Origin of the sequence: Mediterraneibacter catenae, from assembly GCF_008691045.1 — a bacterium.
Lineage (GTDB): Bacteria > Bacillota > Clostridia > Lachnospirales > Lachnospiraceae > Mediterraneibacter > Mediterraneibacter ornithocaccae.
In genome coordinates this window covers 1-16,711 of record NZ_VMSO01000035.1, presented here as the reverse complement: position 1 = coordinate 16,711, position 16,711 = coordinate 1, and the positions used below count along the sequence as shown (strand labels likewise).

The following is a 16,711-nucleotide window of genomic DNA, read 5'->3' as shown; positions in this document are numbered from 1 at the left end:
TTGAACCGTTCTTAGAATATTTCTCTTCAAAGAAATTTTCAAGGGTTGTTGTCTATTGTTCAGTTATCAAGGTTCCTGTCGTTCTTTATTTGCGACAGGTTTGATATTTTATCAAATCCGTTCCGCTTTGTCAAGAACTTTTTTATTTTTCTTTTCTGTCTCATCCGCTTTCCTTTCGGTCTGCTTCAAGCGACAACTTTTATAGTTTATCACATCTGAAAGGTTTTGTCAACAACTTTTTTGCTTTCCTGTTCCCCGGACGTTCCGCCTCCGCGTCTCCGGCTGAGCTGGTCTGCTGTGCTGTTGCGTCCCCGTCATCAGCGACAGGTGCTATCTTATCACTCCTGGCAGTAATTGTCAATGTTTTTCTTGTTTTTTATTTATTTCAGACAATTCACACATTTCATCTGGTTTCTTCTATATTAATTCAATAATCTTTTCTTTCCCCAAACAATCCTATACTTTTTTCACTTATAATAGAAACATGACATACAGATGTCATATTTTCCATGGTATAATGATTGCATTAAACTCAATCCTGACCTTTGGAAGGAGCAGAATATGAAGATCGATCGCTTAATCGGAATCTTATCCATCCTGCTGCAAAAAGAAATTGTTACCGCACCTGAACTTGCCGAACATTTCGAAGTATCCCGACGAACGATCAGCAGGGATATCGATGCACTCTGCCGGGCAGGAATTCCGATTGAAACAAGACAGGGGACGCACGGTGGCATTTCTATTATGAAAGGCTTCAGAATTGACCGAACTCTTTTGACAAATTCAGAAATGAAAGATATCCTTGCCGGCCTGAGAAGTCTGGACAGTGTCAACGGCACGAACCGTTACGGTCAGTTGATGGAAAAACTTTCCGCAGGCTCTTCTGATTTTATGACAGGCGGACAGTCTGTTCTGATCGATCTGTCCTCTTGGTATAGAGATTCTCTTGCGCCTAAGATCGAAGCAATCCGGAGGTCAATCGACAGTCAGACACTTCTTGCGTTTCATTATTACTCGCCCAGCGGCGAAACATGCAGGATAATAGAACCATATTATCTGATTTTCTGTTGGTCAAGCTGGTATGTCTGGGGATGGTGTACACAGAAAGCCGACTACCGCCTGTTCAAACTAAACCGGATGGACATGCTTTCCTCAAATACAGACGACAGGTTCGAGAAACGTAACGCTCCGTATCCTGATCTGAGCAATGAACGTATTTTCCCCAGCGGACTACGAGTTAAAGCTGTCTTTGCCAAAGAATGTAAGTGGCGTCTGATCGAAGAATTCGGTTCAGGGTGTTTTGAAGAATTGCCGGACGGCAGGCTGCTCTTCCATGCGGATTACACAAGCAGGGAAAATCTGACTACCTGGATACTGACTTTCGGAGAGAAAGCCGAACTCCTCGAGCCGGCATTTTTAAGGGAAGAGCTTAGAATAACAATTTCGAAAATGATTTCACTGTATGACAACAAACTGAAAGAATCCATAGATGACAAGTGATGGAAAGGAGACAAAAATGAGATATATCTGGCTGGATGACTATTTATTGAAGAAAAAGGGTGTGACAAAGGATCTGCAGCCCGACTGGAACTGGATCCGGTATCATGTAGGAGGCAAAATGTTTGCAGCTGTCTGCCTTGATACTGATAACAAACCTTACTATATTAATTTGAAGCTTGATCCTGTCAGAGGGGATTATATGCGCAAAATGTACGCTGATATCATACCTGGGTATTATTCGGATAAAACGCACTGGAATTCTATCCGCCCGGACGGAGCTGTGCCTGACGATCTGTTGAAAGATATGTTGGACGAATCATATCGTCTGGTTCTTGAAAACTTCAGCAAGAAACGCCAGAGGGAGATCCTTGACATCACATGTTGCGGGTCTGAATGTTCAAAATGCGGCTGCTACGGAAATATCTGTCAGGGATGCAACGAGCTGTGCGGAAAAGTCTTCCACGCACCTCCAGGAAAAGCCTGTCCGATCTATCGCTGTGCAGTAAACCGAAAGCATCTTACCAGCTGCGCAAAATGTGAGGAACTTCCGTGTGTAATCTGGCGTGATACAAAAGATCCCCAGCTCACAGATGAAGAGTTTGAAACAGATATCCAAAATCGCATCCGCAATCTTTTGGAAAATTAAAAAGGAGAATCTCATGACCTTCGATTATAAGAAAGAATACAAAGAATTTTACCTTCCGCCCAAAAAGCCCGGGATCATTGATATTCCGGAAATTAATTACATTGCCATACAGGGAAAAGGCGATCCGAATGAGCCGGATGGTGAATACAAGAATGCTATGGGACTGCTCTACGGCATTGCTTTTACATTAAAGATGAGTTACAAAGGAGAGCACAAGATCGACGGATATTTCCCTTACGTGGTGCCACCTCTCGAGGGGCTCTGGTATCAGGATGGTTCTGACGGCGACATCGATTATTCACGCAAGCAGGATCTCAGATGGGTTTCTATGATCCGTCTGCCGGAATTCGTCACCAGAGATGAATTTGACTGGGCAGTCCGGGAGGCAACTGAAAGGAAGAAAACCGATTTTTCCAAAGTAGAATTCTTCGTATACCGCGAAGGCCTCTGTGCGCAGTGCATGCATGTAGGAAGCTATGATGCTGAACCGGCAACCCTGCAAAAGATCCACGAATTTCTCCATGAGCAGGGATACAAGACAGATCTTTCAGGACAACGGCTGCATCACGAAATCTATCTGGGGGATCCGCGAAGGACTGCGCCGGAGAAACTTCGTACAGTGATCCGGCTCCCGATCAGAGAGGGCTGATCAGTATGCCCGATTCTGACAGCCCTTTTCATCTGACAACTTTATTTTAACAGAAAGGAAAACAAAATGGAATTCACACACAACAAGAATCAAATTGCATTATACACAGAAGATGGAAAATTACTCGCTGAAATCACATTTCCCAATATTAATGATAAGACTGTAGATATAAACCACACTTTTGTCGATCAGTCTCTGCGCGGCCAGGGTATCGCAGGAAAACTGATGGAAGAACTGATCCAGGAGCTGGAGAACAGGAATCTGACTGCCATCCCCACCTGTTCCTACGCCGTCAAATGGTTTGAAAAACATCCGGAGCACGGCAATCTTCTGAATCAGGCAGGATAGTACAAAAATATAATCAATTTCTCACTTTCTCCGTCAGTTCCTCGCCGCCATTTGCATACCACTCCTGTACAAATGTGTCAAAATAGTCTACCGGCTCCTCGCCAGCTATAATCTTGAGGAACGCTTCAGTCTCAAGATCCTGCAGATTCTGCGGGATTTCCCCTTCTGCACTTCCAAGGGAGATTGCCGGTTTCTTCCTTGTACCGGTATTCTCCAGCACTTCTACAGCCTGTATTCTGGAGGCATAAGCCGCCCATCCGTTGGCCGTTGTCAGATTGCCGTTAAGATAAGATCGGCATGTATTGTAATAAGACTTTTCCAGCCCCGACAGTTCCGTCACACTCATCTCACCCGCAAGGGCTTTCTGCAGATTCTCCCCGCAGCGATACAGAGCGTCAATATAATCCACATTGATATTCATAGGTCTTGCCGTAGGATCCACATTAATAGAAAAATATTCATTCACTTCGGAGGAGTACTGATCATCCTCATATCTTGAATAATCGAAGATTGCACTCACATATTTCCCCACAATTTCCGGATGCTCGTACCCTTTACGCACAACAACATACATCCACTCGTCATAGGACTCAAAAGTCTGCGGCTGATCCTGCACATCTTCCGCAAAAAGATACGGTTTCCACTCTGCTGTATTATCGGCACTGTAAGACAGGCTCAGCGGATTGTTTGGTGCCCACCAGCGTCCGAAAGCTGCGCCGCAGTATCCATTTACAAGAAGATCATCTATATTGTCTGTCTTTCGCAGAAGGAAACGGGTATCCAATACTCCATCCTCATAGAGCTGATTGAGATACCTCAGCGCTTCTTTTGTCTCGTCAGTAACTGACCCGTACACAATCTGTCCGTCATCATCCAGGATCCATTTCTCCGGCGCTGAACCGAACTTCGTAAATATGCTGTCCACGCCATAAGTCTCACTGGAACCTGCGATAATGCCGGTACTGCACGCGAGCCCGATCGTCCGTCCGTTTCCCGCAATATCGTTGTCCACAAACGCCTTGATGACCTGCATTGCCTCATCCATCGTCTGCGGTTCTTCAAGCCCGAGTTCCCTTATCCAGTCCGCTCTCAGCCATAGCAGCATATGTCCGTCGTCAATCGCCGTATTCGGGAATGCATAGAGCTTTCCGTCGAATGTCGCCGAACCAAGCAGATCTTCTCCGTAGCTTTCATACATTTCTTTGATCACGTCTGTCGTGCACTCTTCATAAACCGTAGTCAGATTTTCCACAAGCCCCGCTTCTACAAGTTTAACGAGATTATCCCTGCCGTTCACGACAAGGACATCCGGTATCGACCGGTCGGCAATGCTCATCTCCAGAGCCTCCTCATAGGAGCCTCCCGCTTCCAGTTCAAATGCATCCTCATTCTGGATATTCAGCACTTCTCTGAGATATCTTGTATATGCATTATCCTCATATGTATCCCCGACAGGAAGATTCGAGTTGTTCGCTCCCGATATCTTGCCAAGGGTGTACTCCACCGTCTCAGGATATTTTCCCAGCGGAGTGTGCACTGCTTCCTCCCATGCTGCATCGTCCGAACCGGTCTCTGCCTGGTCCACCACATTTTCGGGGTTCTCCTGCCTGGAGACGCCGCCCGCACAGCCGGCCGCCATTAATAAACATACTGCAAATACAGCTGTCAATTGTAATATTACCCTCTTCATCCTGCCTTCTTCTCTGCTTTCTTTGGAATCCTGATCTTCACTTCCGTACCGCCGCCCGGACTGCTCTTGATTTCCACTGTCCCGTTCGTGCCGTACAGTACCTGTATCCTCTCACATACATTTCTGACCCCGTAACCTGACGACTGATATTTCAGGATCTGATCAGCCTTTTCCTGCTCCATGCCAACACCATTATCACATACGGTAAACACAATGTATTTTCCGTCCTGCATTGCGCTGACACAGAGACACTTGTCTTCGCGCTCGGACATATCGAGTCCGTGATCGATCGCATTTTCTACCAGTGGCTGCAGAATCAGCTTGGGAATCTCGATCCCCGCCGTTTCTTCATCATACTCTTCTTTTACCTCAAAACTGTTGTCGTGCATAATAAGCTGTATTTTCAGGTAGGCACGGATATTGCTGATCTCATTTTCCACTGTGGTCATCGTCTCTCCACGGTTCAGGCTCGTCCGGTAATAGGTGGACAGAGCAAGCGTCACCCTGCTGATATCTTCCTCTCCGGCCTCGAGTGCCTTCCAGTTGATGATAGATAGCGAATTATAGAGAAAATGCGGGTTGATCTGTGCCTGCAGAGCTTTCATCTCGCTGTTCTGCAACCTGATCTTCCCCTCATACACTTCCGAGATCAGATGGTTCATCTGATCCATCATACGGCGGAACGAACGGATAAGTACACCCACTTCATCATCAGAATCACTGCTGACCGTCACTTTCCGGAAGCCCAGATGGATCTGGTTCATATTCTCAGTCAGGCGCTCCAGGCAGGAGACCATCCTTCTTGAGAAAACATATCCCACGATCACCAGTATAATAATGCATCCGGCCACGATAGGAATATTGCTCGCCATCAGGATCCGAGCTGATTTTGTGATGACATCAGTAGGACGGTATATATAGAATTTCCATCCCGTACCCTCCATATCCTGCGAGGAATACGTGTAATTTCCCGTGATATAGTCCACGGACTCCGGCTGTACCGGGGTATACTCTTCGTCCATCGAATAACTGGAATATACGACATTGCCGCCATTGTCCAGAATGATACCGCCCGTATTATCCCGGAGCTGACTGGTAAAAGGTTCCAGAACAGCCTGATAGTCGAGAGTCATAACGAGCACTGCCGTAATATCATCGTCGTAAAATCTTCGGGAGGCCGTGATCTCCTGTCCGGAACCGCGCCGGACAGACCACTGCAGGGAAGTATCGTCATTCATCTGTGCATACCACGATTCTCCCTCCGCCTCAGAGAGCGGCATCAGAGTATCCCCGTGCGCCACCTGAATACTCTCTGAATACAGGGTGATTCCCCTGATCTCTTTGTGATAGATCTGCGGCATCTGTAGCAGGGGATCCGCCACATTGACATATTCCACATACGCCTCATAATCAGACTCCGGTTCCGTGGTCAGGATCGACCTTAAATCCTGAGAATAGGACAGATAGTCCACCAGATTCTCGTAGATCATCTCCTGGTTTTCAATTGCCTCCACCGACTGCTCCAGTGTATTTTCCATACTGTCCACTTCGTTTTCATGGAGGATATTTGTCATACCGGTCTGCATATAGACCACGATGATCATAACAGGAATCAGCCCTGCCGCCAGTATGAGCAGGGTAAGTTTATAGCGGTATTTAAGGTTTTTGAACTTTCTGTAAAGCGTCTTCATCTGTCATTCCTCTCCTGCATGACTCAGGTGAATCACCGAAAAACTCCCTGAAACTGCGGCAGAAATACGAACTGTTGGAGAACCCCACCTCTTTTGCGATTTGCGCGATCTTCATATTCGTATTCTCAAGGAGTTCTTTCGCCTTATTCATCCGCACCTCGCGGATAAAACGGTTCAGTGTAACTCCGGTCTCCTCCTTGAACACTGCGCTCAGATAGCCGGGCGACAGATACACGAGCGCAGCCAGCTTCTCCGGACCGATCTCCTTCTCCCCGTAATGGTGGTATATATAATTCTTTACCGTTGTGACCTCGCCGCGGAAACCGCCCTGCTGTTCTTCTGCGCATTTTTCAAACTCTTCCACCGCTCCCGATACAATGTCGAGCACATCGCTGATCTTCCTGCACCGGTAGAGCCGGTCCACCCTTTTCGAGAGAGCTTTCTCATCCGACGGAGCCATCTGTTCATAAATCTCTTTCAGAATGCTGGAGAACACAAATTTCACATACATCTGCGAGAACTGCTTATCCGCCCTGTATTTCTGCTCCAGACGTCCGAAATCCTGCCTGAGGTGCGCAGTGTCTTTATACTGTATATCATGTGCGATCTGTTCCATGATCTCAGAATCTTCCGCAGATGCATCAGTTGCAACATCATTGTCAGCCCCGGACAGAAATATATGCTGACCCGGCTGATAGAACTGCTCTTCGAGAAGCTTCTCAAGCTTCTTAAATACATCCGGCATATCATGCCAGCTTGCAAACAATTCGCTGACCGCAAAATAGCAGTCACATTCAAACTGTTTCAGAAAAAACTGGCGGATTGTATCGGCAAGCCCTCTGTAATCCGTATACTTTTCTGTAAAAAGGAAAAGCGACTCATTGGAATTCAGATTGACATAATAGAACTCCCTCTGGATCTGGTCTTTCAGCGCACCAATAAAATGCTCTTCCTCCGTCTCGAAAAATCCGTTTGCCGCTCCGGCCAGTATCATGCACACACACCTGTCCAGGATATGATCCCCTGTCTCCAGAAGCTTTTCCAGTTTTCTGGCATTATCTGTATTTCCCGTATAGAGATAGTCGATCAGGAAATACTTCGTCAGATAGTCAGCCTGCTGTTCCTGCTGTTCTTTCCGTTCTCTGCGCGTCCTGATATTCTCCATTACACGGGCGAGTGTTTTCGAAAATTCTGCCGGATCCACTGGTTTAAGTACATAGTCAACCACGCCGTAGCGCAGTGCTTCTCTGGCATAAGAGAAGTCGTTATATCCACTGAAGATCACAATTTCCACATCATCATATAACTCCCGAACCTGCTGTGTGAGCTCCAGACCGTTCATGTAGGGCATCTTCACGTCAGAAAAAAGGATGTCCACATGATTAGCCGCAAGGACTCCAAGCGCATCTTTTCCGTTGGCAGCCTCTAATATCTGAAAATCTTCATTCTCCCGGTTCAGGAGAAATTTGATCCCGTTCCTCTCCAGTTTCTCATCGTCCACGATCAAAATCGTCAGCATCTCAATCTCATTCCTTTCTTTATAGAGCATTATATTATAATCGCGTGGAGAAATAAAGTATCTCTGCACCGCCGCGGAGACTGCCGCTTTTCAATGCAGAGATACTCTCTCCCGGTCCTGACAGACTCTCCACGCCTGACATTCCGGATTTTTATCCTTTTACTGCGCCTGCCACTACGCCCTCGATGATATACTTCTGGCAGAAGAGATAGAAAATAATGATCGGCACGATCGCCAGCACGAGTGTTCCCATCATAGCTCCCATATCAACAGAGCCGTAACCGCCTTTTAAGTACTGTACTGCCATCGGAACCGTCTTGTATTTCCTCTGATCCAGCACGAGTGACGGGAGGAGATAATCATTCCAGATCCACATCGCCTGAAGAATGGCAACTGTCACGCAGGTCGGCTTTGCGATCGGCATGACCACACGGAAGTATGTCTGAATCGGCGTACATCCATCGATCATGGCTGCCTCCTCGATCTCCAGCGGGATGGATTTCATAAATCCCGTGAACATGAATACCGAGAGTCCGGCGCCAAAGCCCAGATATATCACGATAATGCCCCACGGATTCCCCATATGCAGCATGTTCGAAATCTTGGATAATGTATACATTTCCATTTGAAACGGCACAACCATAGCGAACAGACATAATATATAGATTGCTTTTGTCACTTTTGTATTTACCCTGCTGATATACCATGCGCACATAGAGCAGAACAGGATGATTGCCGCCACGGAGAATACAGTGATAAATACACTCCACCCGAATGCCTGTATCAGATCAGTCTGCTCAATACCCCGGATATAGTTATCGAGTCCGACGAACATGTTGTCGGTCGGAAGAGAAAACGGATCTTTACTGATATACGCTTTCTTCTTAAACGAGTTAATGAACACCAGTACGATCGGATATATGTACAGCAGACTGATGACCGTAAAGATGATCGTCAGTATCCATCCGTGTTTTGCTTTTCTTACACTCATTACTGCTGCACCTCCTTTGATCTTGTCAGCTTATTCTGGATCAGGGCGATAATAGCTACCAGTATAAAGAATTCGACCGCCTTCGCCTGGCCGACGCCTTCCCAGCCTGCCCTTCCGTAGAATGTATTGTAAATATTGAGAGCCAGAAGTTCTGACATCTTGGACGGAGCGCCGTTCGTAAGAGCCAGGTTCTGGTCAAAGAGCTTAAATCCGTTCGTCAGTGTCAGGAAGGTACAGATCGTAATTGAGGGCATGACCATCGGTATGGTCACGTTTTTCAAAATCTGCCATGAATTTGCTCCATCGATCTTTGCTGCTTCGATCAGTTCTCCCGGTATATTCTGGATGCCTGAAATATAAATGATCATCATATAGCCGACCTGCTGCCAGAGGACGAGAATCACAAGGCCCCAGAATCCGTATACCTCCGAGTATGTCAGAGTGCGGTCAAAATTCGCCAGAATACCGTTTAAAAGGAGCTGCCATACATAACCGAGCACGATACCGCCGATCAGGTTCGGCATAAAAAATACGGTACGGAAGATATTGGTTCCTTTGATGCCTTTTGTCAGGAGCATTGCCACGGCGAATGCCAGAACATTAATAAGAAGTACTGTCACAACCGTGTAAAGGGCCGTATACCAGAGTGAGTGGATAAACTCTGCATCCCCCAGTGTCTTTATATAATTACCGAGACCGATAAATTCTGCGTCCGTCACTGTTGTAAATTTACAAAAGGAAAGATAGATCCCCAGAAGGAACGGAGCTATAAATCCAATCGTAAACGCTATCATTGTAGGGAGTACAAAGACAGGAAAATATTTCTTGATCGCTTTTTGCATTTCCTTTTTCTCCTTTCCTGAGAAGAGCTCCGCCATGTATGCCGGAGCTCTCTGTTCATATCACTTTTAACTTTTAGGAATTATAGCTTGTCTGTCAGGAATAAGACCTCTTATTCGTTTGCTGCCGCGTACTCTGTAGCCCATCCGTCTACGAATGCTGTCTCTACTCCGCTCCAGTCGCCTGTGCCCTGTGCATATTCAAGAAGTGCGCTTCCTACGTTATTCTTCCAGTTCTCAGACGGCATTGTTGTGAAGTTCCAGCTCACAGGAGTCTTGCCTGCCTCGTTGTATTCCTCGTTAGCCTGTACGAGCGGATTGCTCGGAAGATAGTCGGAGAATGTAGTGAAAGGTGTCACAAATCCCATCTCATTTGCCAGCATATCACGTCCTTCGTCACTCTCTACTACCCATTTCATGAAGTCAAGTGTCGCCTGGATGTCTTCCTCAGAAGCATTTTTATTTACACACCAGTAGTTCTCGGAACCTGTGCAGAGGCCCTGATCTTCTTCGCCTTCAGCACCGATGTAGATCGGAAGCATGCCAAGGTCTTCGTCAGCCACTTCATTGTCCTTGATATCGTTGTATGCCCATGTACCGTTCTGATAGAACACAGCCTCACCAAGTGCAAATTCGCTTGTCGCGTCATCGCCTGTCTTTGATGAGATCATGGACGGTTCACATGTAGAGTTGTTGATATACAGATCCCATACCTGTTTGTAGTTGTCAAGATATGTTCCCTCGATCGCGTCTGTGGATGTGATGCCTTTGTCTTTGTACTCATAGTAGATCGGAAGGTTTGCAAGATGGGTCTTGAATCTCCAGTCTGAAGATGAGTCCATACCTGCGGATGTGAATGCGCCTTCTACTCCGAGGTCATCCTTGTGAGCCTGGATCTCTTCCGCCACTGTCTTGAGCGCTTCAAAGTTATTAAGGTCATCGATGGATTTCACTGTCGACCAGTCTGCATCAAAATAATCATTTAACAGGGCCTTGTTGTAGATGAGACCGTATGTCTCGATAACGTATGCGATACCCAGTACCTGATCGCCGTCTTTGAGCACATAGTCATCACTTGATACATCCTTGTAAACATCACTGTCGGAGAGATCATAGCAGTAGTCTTTCCATGTAGCCAGTCCGACCGGTCCGTTTACCTGGAACAGTGTCGGAGCCTCGTCTTTCGCCATCTCTGACTTGAGCTGTGACTCATATGTACCGGATGCCGCTGTCTGCACATCCACCTGTACGCCTGTCTCTTCTGTGTAAGTCTCTGCAAGCTCAACCCACTGGTCAGCCTGCTCCGGCTTAAAGTTCAGGTAGTATACTTTTCCTGTGCTTCCTGAAGAAGAACCGTCCGAACTGTCTGAGCTGTCAGATCCGGAGCTTCCGCATCCGGTCGCGAGACTTCCGACCATCGCTGCTGCAAGTACAAGTGCAAGTATTCTTTTTCTTTTCATAAAACTCCTCCTTCGGCTTTTGTTTTAACAGCCTTTTTTTGATGGTCTTATTATAAAAAAGAACACGTTTCCCGGATATGATAAAATCCGCAGAAACGTGTCACTATTTCAAGATGTTATATTTTAACAATGCGACTTTGCGAATGGCACGAGCCGAACTGTTAATTTAATCAGACTCTTTTCTCCTGATTTTTCGCCTCGTTTCTCCGCGCTCTTTATCTGTGTATTATAGTCCCGCACCGCTTTCTGCCTCAGTTCATACTCCTCTCTGCTCTTCCCACCGAGGAACCGCATCCATCGTATGACACCCTTTTCATTCTGATCTTCCGGCGGCAGCTTCTTCAGTTCCAGAATATAAATTTCCATCAGATCTGTATACTGCTTTCCATTCTCTGTATCGCAGAACGCAATTTTACGGCAGCATTTTGCATCCTCCGGAAAATAAATAAAATCAAGAATACTGACATGGATACAGGGTTTTACCATATCATACGGATCTCCTGTTTTAACCTGACCGGTATAAATCTTACTTAAATAGTATAAGACTCTGTTTGTCCAATACTCAAAATAAGTCACCTGCATTTCCATGTTCATATTTGTTCCGTCTTCCAACTCTATCAGGACGTCTATGATTCCGAATTTCTGAACTTATCTTCTATTTTGGCAAGGTCTCCCCTGCTTTCCACCCACTCCTCTGCATAGCCACACTCACAGCATATATACTTTATCAGCGGAATCCTGTCTGCAAGAATTACGGCTGATTTCAGATATATGTTGTTTCCGTTGGCATATCTGCCGTTGTCCGGAATCCTTGCGATCTGCCCGGATCCGCATTTCGGACATCTGCCTGAATTTTTCATCTATACCACCTCTTTCTCAAAGATCAGGTCCATTTTTCTCACACATCCGTTTATCTTCATCTCCGTCGGTATTGCTGTCACGAAACGGTATCCCTGTGCTGCATACTGATTGATGATCTCACGATGTTCGGATACATATGCAACAGCCAGCCCGTGCATCCTCCAACGCACATTTACATGGATATATTCTTTCATAACGTTCACCTCAGAATTCTTTCTTCGCCATAATGCGGCGGCTGCAGATATACGAGATCAAAAGAGCTGCAACAGCAATGACTGCTGAAAGTGCCACAATGCCGTTATCTCCCAGAGCGGCAAAGAATTTTCCTGCACTTTCCGTAATATGCTCCGGAACATATTCTATAAGTTTTGAGGCGCCGAATGCAGCAGCAAGGATCACTCCGATCACGATTATATTTGCATATCTCGCTTTCTCGGAATCAAACTTAAGACGCAGCGGCATCGTAATGCTCATAAACACCCACGCGATACAAATATGCATCAGATTACTGCCAATCCACTCTCCTGCCGCCATATCTGCATCCCGCGCGATCAGCAGAGCAGTACCGGCCACCATACCCACGCACCATGCAAATATTGAGATAAGGATACCAAAAATATATTTTTCATTGACATATTTATTCCTTGTGATCGGAAGCGTCATAAGAAAAAGATAACCGTGGTCATACTCATCATAACTGATAGTAGACGCCACAAAAATCGACAAATAAATTGTTATATATGCCACCACAAAAGACGGTGATACATCCGACACCACTCCCGTAAATACCGCTACCAGAATGAGCAGGGCAAGCAGGATCGTGCTCTGACCTCTCATCAGCCTTATATCTTTGATCAGTAATCCTTTCATAATCTCTTCCCTCCTGTCATCATAGTGATCACTTCGTCCAGTGATCCGTTCTCTACTACTATATCCGGATAATTCTCTCTGTAATACTGCCTCTGGTCCGTCAGACAGTCATACCCATAAGTTGTTCTGCGCACCGACAGGATGTGTTCTTTATCCAGCTTTCCGTACTGTACGTCGTCCGCCTTGATCAAACCGTATTCATTCAGCAGGGTGTCCATCTCCTCGTGCAGGATGATCTGTCCCTCATGTATAAGATAAAGATCATCACACAGTCCCTCCAGGTCAGTCGAGATATGGGAGCTGATGAGTATACTCCTGTTCTCGTCTTCTTCCATATATTCCCTTAACAGATTCAATATTCCCTCTCTTGCCATAACGTCAAGCCCTGTCGTCGGTTCATCGAGGAGAAGAAAATCCGCGCTGTGGGTAACTGCCACGAGGACTTTCAGCTTTGCCTTCATTCCTGTAGAAAATTCCTTAATGTATTTGTCCTGCGGTACTCCGAACTTCCTGCAGAGACTTTCAAACCGTGACCGGTCGAATTCCGGATACATGGCTGACATCACAGGTATGATATCTTTTACTTTCAGGTAACCGCTGAATCCAGACTCTGCCAGAGTCACTCCGATCCGGCTTTTATCTTCTTCTTTTAATTCTGACGGTTCTTTCCCCATCAGAGTGATATCGCCGCTGTCATAACTGATAAGCCCCAGTGCCGCCTTGAATGTTGTACTCTTTCCGGCACCATTTTCACCTACCAGTCCTGTAATACATCCCCGCTCCACTTTCATAGTACAGTTTAAAATAAAATCTTTATATTTCTTTACCAACCCGTTAATTTCCAGCATCATCTAGTCCTCCATAATCAAATCAAATAACTCCCGGATTTCCTCGTCTGTAAGACCGCACCTGCGACCTTTCTGAACAGCATTGTCAAGGTCTGTCTCCACTTCCCTGCGCTGTTCTTCTTTCATCCTCTCTGTGTTCGCGGCAGCGACATATGTTCCTTTGCCATGGACTGTAACCGTGTATCCTTCCTGTTCGAGATTATCGTACGCTTTCTTGACTGTCAGGGCACTGATCTTCAGGTCCTTTGCAAGAGTCCGGACAGAGGGGAGTATATCATTTTCTTTCAGGTCTCCGGCAGTGATCTTGGCTTTGATCTGATCCATGATCTGTTCATATATTGGTACCATTGATGAACTGTTGATTATAATCTTCATATGTGTCCTCCTCTTGATAAACAGTATATAACAGTATAGAACTGTTGTCAACTGTTATATACTGTTTATTTGGAAAATTACACAATAAAAGGGCAGCCAAAAGATCACATTCTTCTGACCGCCCTGATTAATGGTCTGAGTACTATCTATCCTTATTATTTTTCTCGACCGGATGTATTGCAACACTCAAAGTATCAAGTGTTTCTCCGTATTTTATTCGGAAGTCCTGTTCTGCATACCACTTATCTGCATCAGTTGCATACTCATATCCTTTCGGCATTTTCCAGTCTTTTTTTGTAAAGGTGTGGTATTCTCCTTTCGCTCCCTTAGCTGTAACCTCCACCTTCATTTCATTTCCATGCTTGTCGAGAAGCTTATTGCCCCACTCATCTATCCACCAGATAATAAGTTTGGCTTCTGCCTTTTTCTTTGCTTTTCTAACGGTTACTTCGGCTGTATTATCTTTGTTGATCATAGTATCGCCAATATAGACAATCTCATAGCCTTTTGGAATATCCCTGAGGACATCTGTATTAAAGTTATATGCATCAGCATCCACTTTGATTTTCTCTGTCCCTACTTCTTTTCCATTCTTTTCAAAGACATAACTTACTATGACTTCCTTCTCCTCTGCTTTTTCGACAATATTGGTAATGCGGATATCTACATCATTTCCGTTTCCTGCAAGGTCGTAAATATTGACATTTCGGTCTACATTGTGCGTATATTCCTTTGTATATGTCGCATCATCAACTTTTGTCCATCCTTCCGGTGTACGAATCGGTTCATTCGTCCGGATCGTAACAAGAACACTTTCATATGTAGGCTCTGTCGTTGAATATTCTACTTCAGCCTCAGGAGCTTGTTTGTCGATTCCGCTTACGGAAATCGTTATATCTGCCTCAATTCCGGAAAGGCTTGTAAATGTTACAGTCTCCTCTGTATTCTCACTGTATGTCTTCTGGAACTGGTTTCTCTTTGAACTTCCCGGTACTATCTCCCAGCCGTCCGGCGTCCGGCACTCTACGTTAGTCTTAACAGTAACGGCAACATCTTCATTTGTCGGTTCACCGTTGTTTGAATACGTAATCTCGGCTTCCGGCTTTACATTTTCAATACGCTTTACTTCCAGCACATATGCATCGGATGTATTTCCAGCGGCATCAGCAAACTGAACTGTTCCCTTGAAGTTCTCTGTAAACTCTTTCTGCCACTTCATACCGTCGGAATCTGCCGTCTGCGTCCATCCGTCCGCCATAACGACCGGCTCTGTGGTTGCAAATGTCACTGTTTTTGACGTACTCATCGTATTATTATCCGGAGTGATCACAAATTCTCCGGTAAGCTCCGGCTTCGTCTGGTCAACATAGAATGTATATGTGGTAAAGTTTCCTGCCTTATCATATACAGTCAGGGTATTTCTACCGTCCTCGCCGTTGCCCTCGTTCAGCCAGGCATTGATATTCTGGTAGTTGCCGTCACCCCATGTTCCGTTTAGCTTCGTCGGGCTCACCTTATCATTCAGCACATAATAGTCCAGGCTCGTCTCATCGTGGAACTTCAGACTGATATTAATATTGTACGGATTCTCCTGATCGATATTCTGCAACGTACCTCCCGTGGAGATCTGGGCTGTCGGTGCCTTCTCATCCTTTACTTCTTCTTCCCACTGGGCGTACACGGTCATGCTGCCGTCCAGGCTGTCGCCCGCTTTCAGCATTGTGCCTGTGCCGTCCTGTTCCGTATTCCAGCTATCCAGCACATAACCATCTTTCGTAAATACAGGCATCTGTTTCTCTGTAACCGCTAATCCGTCCGCCACATAAGCATATGCAGTCTGACCTGCTGTTTCACCGCGGAATGTCACCATGCTGTAGGACGGATCTTCTACGATAAGTCCTGCCCAGCTGATATCGCCTGTCGATGTGAAATATCTGTCAAAATCTGTCTTATCCAAATATGCAGACAGCGCGCCCGCCGGTACGCTCACCGTTCCATCAGTTCCTACAACGCTTCCGTTCAGTTCCGGCGGAGTTGTTTTCTCGATAATCAGATGGAAGCCGTCCATTGTTCCATACTCCGTTGAACCGAATCCGCATCTGTCGAGACTTTCGATCGATGCAGGAAGCGTCACTTCCGTCAGACTGTCCGTCCAATAAAATGCATTGTTTCCTATCGTCTCTACCGACGGCATATATACGCTTTCAAGCGCCGCACATCCCTGGAATGCCTGACTATTAATCGTCGTTGCATCCGGAATATCAACCGATACAACGCCGGAATTCTGGAACGCATTCATACCGATCTCTGTAAAGCCGCCCAGTTCTACACTTTCAAGATATCTCATGCCGGTGAATGCTTTCATCGGCAGTATCGTAGAGCCATTTTCATAAGTCAGTCCGTCTGTCAGATTCAGTACCAGTG

The 16,711-nt window shown here is 46.0% G+C and carries 17 protein-coding genes; 4 read left to right on the top strand and 13 right to left on the bottom strand.

Annotated elements, in window-relative coordinates; all coding sequences use genetic code 11:
• Positions 1-561: 561 nt before the first annotated feature.
• The 4 genes from FNY66_RS14670 (at position 562) to FNY66_RS14655 (ending at position 3,143) form a co-directional block, all read left to right on the top strand.
• Positions 562-1,500: a helix-turn-helix transcriptional regulator gene (locus FNY66_RS14670; protein ID WP_150311618.1), complete on the top strand. Its 939-nt coding sequence runs from the start codon at positions 562-564 to the stop codon at positions 1,498-1,500.
• A gap of 16 nt (positions 1,501-1,516) precedes the next feature.
• A complete protein-coding gene (locus FNY66_RS15985; protein WP_150311617.1) occupies positions 1,517-2,146 on the top strand; it encodes an MmcQ/YjbR family DNA-binding protein in 630 nt (209 codons plus the stop codon).
• Positions 2,147-2,159: 13 nt separating this feature from the next.
• On the top strand, positions 2,160-2,795 hold the full coding sequence (locus FNY66_RS14660) for a GyrI-like domain-containing protein (RefSeq protein WP_150311616.1): 636 nt from the start codon (positions 2,160-2,162) through the stop codon (positions 2,793-2,795).
• 66 nt (positions 2,796-2,861) lie between these two features.
• Positions 2,862-3,143, top strand: coding sequence for a GNAT family N-acetyltransferase (locus FNY66_RS14655; RefSeq protein ID WP_087152257.1), 282 nt, complete (start codon positions 2,862-2,864; stop codon positions 3,141-3,143).
• 13 nt (positions 3,144-3,156) lie between these two features.
• On the opposite strand, the gene FNY66_RS14650 is transcribed toward FNY66_RS14655, so the two are convergent.
• The 13 genes from FNY66_RS14650 to FNY66_RS14590 form a co-directional block, all read right to left on the bottom strand.
• The gene (locus FNY66_RS14650) at positions 3,157-4,833 is read right to left on the bottom strand and encodes an extracellular solute-binding protein (protein ID WP_150311615.1); all 1,677 of its coding nucleotides are present in this window, start codon (positions 4,831-4,833) and stop codon (positions 3,157-3,159) included.
• Positions 4,830-6,524: a sensor histidine kinase gene (locus tag FNY66_RS14645; protein WP_150311614.1), complete on the bottom strand. Its 1,695-nt coding sequence runs from the start codon at positions 6,522-6,524 to the stop codon at positions 4,830-4,832. The genes FNY66_RS14650 and FNY66_RS14645 overlap by 4 nt, the downstream gene beginning before the upstream one ends.
• A complete protein-coding gene (locus FNY66_RS14640) occupies positions 6,490-8,073 on the bottom strand; it encodes a response regulator transcription factor (protein WP_229409546.1) in 1,584 nt (527 codons plus the stop codon). The genes FNY66_RS14645 and FNY66_RS14640 overlap by 35 nt, the downstream gene beginning before the upstream one ends.
• A 121-nt stretch (positions 8,074-8,194) precedes the next feature.
• Positions 8,195-9,034: a carbohydrate ABC transporter permease gene (locus FNY66_RS14635; RefSeq protein WP_087152254.1), complete on the bottom strand. Its 840-nt coding sequence runs from the start codon at positions 9,032-9,034 to the stop codon at positions 8,195-8,197.
• A complete protein-coding gene (locus FNY66_RS14630) occupies positions 9,034-9,876 on the bottom strand; it encodes a carbohydrate ABC transporter permease (RefSeq protein WP_087152262.1) in 843 nt (280 codons plus the stop codon). The genes FNY66_RS14635 and FNY66_RS14630 overlap by 1 nt, the downstream gene beginning before the upstream one ends.
• Positions 9,877-9,986: 110 nt before the next feature.
• Positions 9,987-11,333, bottom strand: a complete 1,347-nt coding sequence (locus FNY66_RS14625; RefSeq protein WP_087152253.1) for an ABC transporter substrate-binding protein — start codon at positions 11,331-11,333, stop codon at positions 9,987-9,989.
• 123 nt (positions 11,334-11,456) lie between these two features.
• A complete protein-coding gene (locus tag FNY66_RS14620; RefSeq protein ID WP_229409547.1) occupies positions 11,457-11,921 on the bottom strand; it encodes an Rpn family recombination-promoting nuclease/putative transposase in 465 nt (154 codons plus the stop codon).
• A gap of 38 nt (positions 11,922-11,959) precedes the next feature.
• The gene (locus FNY66_RS14615) at positions 11,960-12,193 is read right to left on the bottom strand and encodes a hypothetical protein (protein WP_087152251.1); all 234 of its coding nucleotides are present in this window, start codon (positions 12,191-12,193) and stop codon (positions 11,960-11,962) included.
• Positions 12,194-12,388, bottom strand: coding sequence for a DUF4177 domain-containing protein (locus FNY66_RS14610; RefSeq protein ID WP_087152250.1), 195 nt, complete (start codon positions 12,386-12,388; stop codon positions 12,194-12,196).
• Positions 12,389-12,398: 10 nt separating this feature from the next.
• Complete coding sequence (locus FNY66_RS14605) at positions 12,399-13,064, bottom strand: ABC-2 transporter permease (protein WP_150311612.1); 666 nt, start codon at positions 13,062-13,064, stop codon at positions 12,399-12,401.
• Positions 13,061-13,912: an ABC transporter ATP-binding protein gene (locus FNY66_RS14600; protein ID WP_150311619.1), complete on the bottom strand. Its 852-nt coding sequence runs from the start codon at positions 13,910-13,912 to the stop codon at positions 13,061-13,063. Before FNY66_RS14600 ends, FNY66_RS14605 begins: the two co-directional genes overlap by 4 nt.
• A 3-nt stretch (positions 13,913-13,915) precedes the next feature.
• A complete protein-coding gene (locus FNY66_RS14595) occupies positions 13,916-14,287 on the bottom strand; it encodes a GntR family transcriptional regulator (RefSeq protein WP_150311611.1) in 372 nt (123 codons plus the stop codon).
• Positions 14,288-14,429: 142 nt separating this feature from the next.
• Positions 14,430-16,711: leucine-rich repeat domain-containing protein (locus FNY66_RS14590; protein ID WP_190324853.1), on the bottom strand; the 2,282-nt coding region annotated here is incomplete at its 5' end.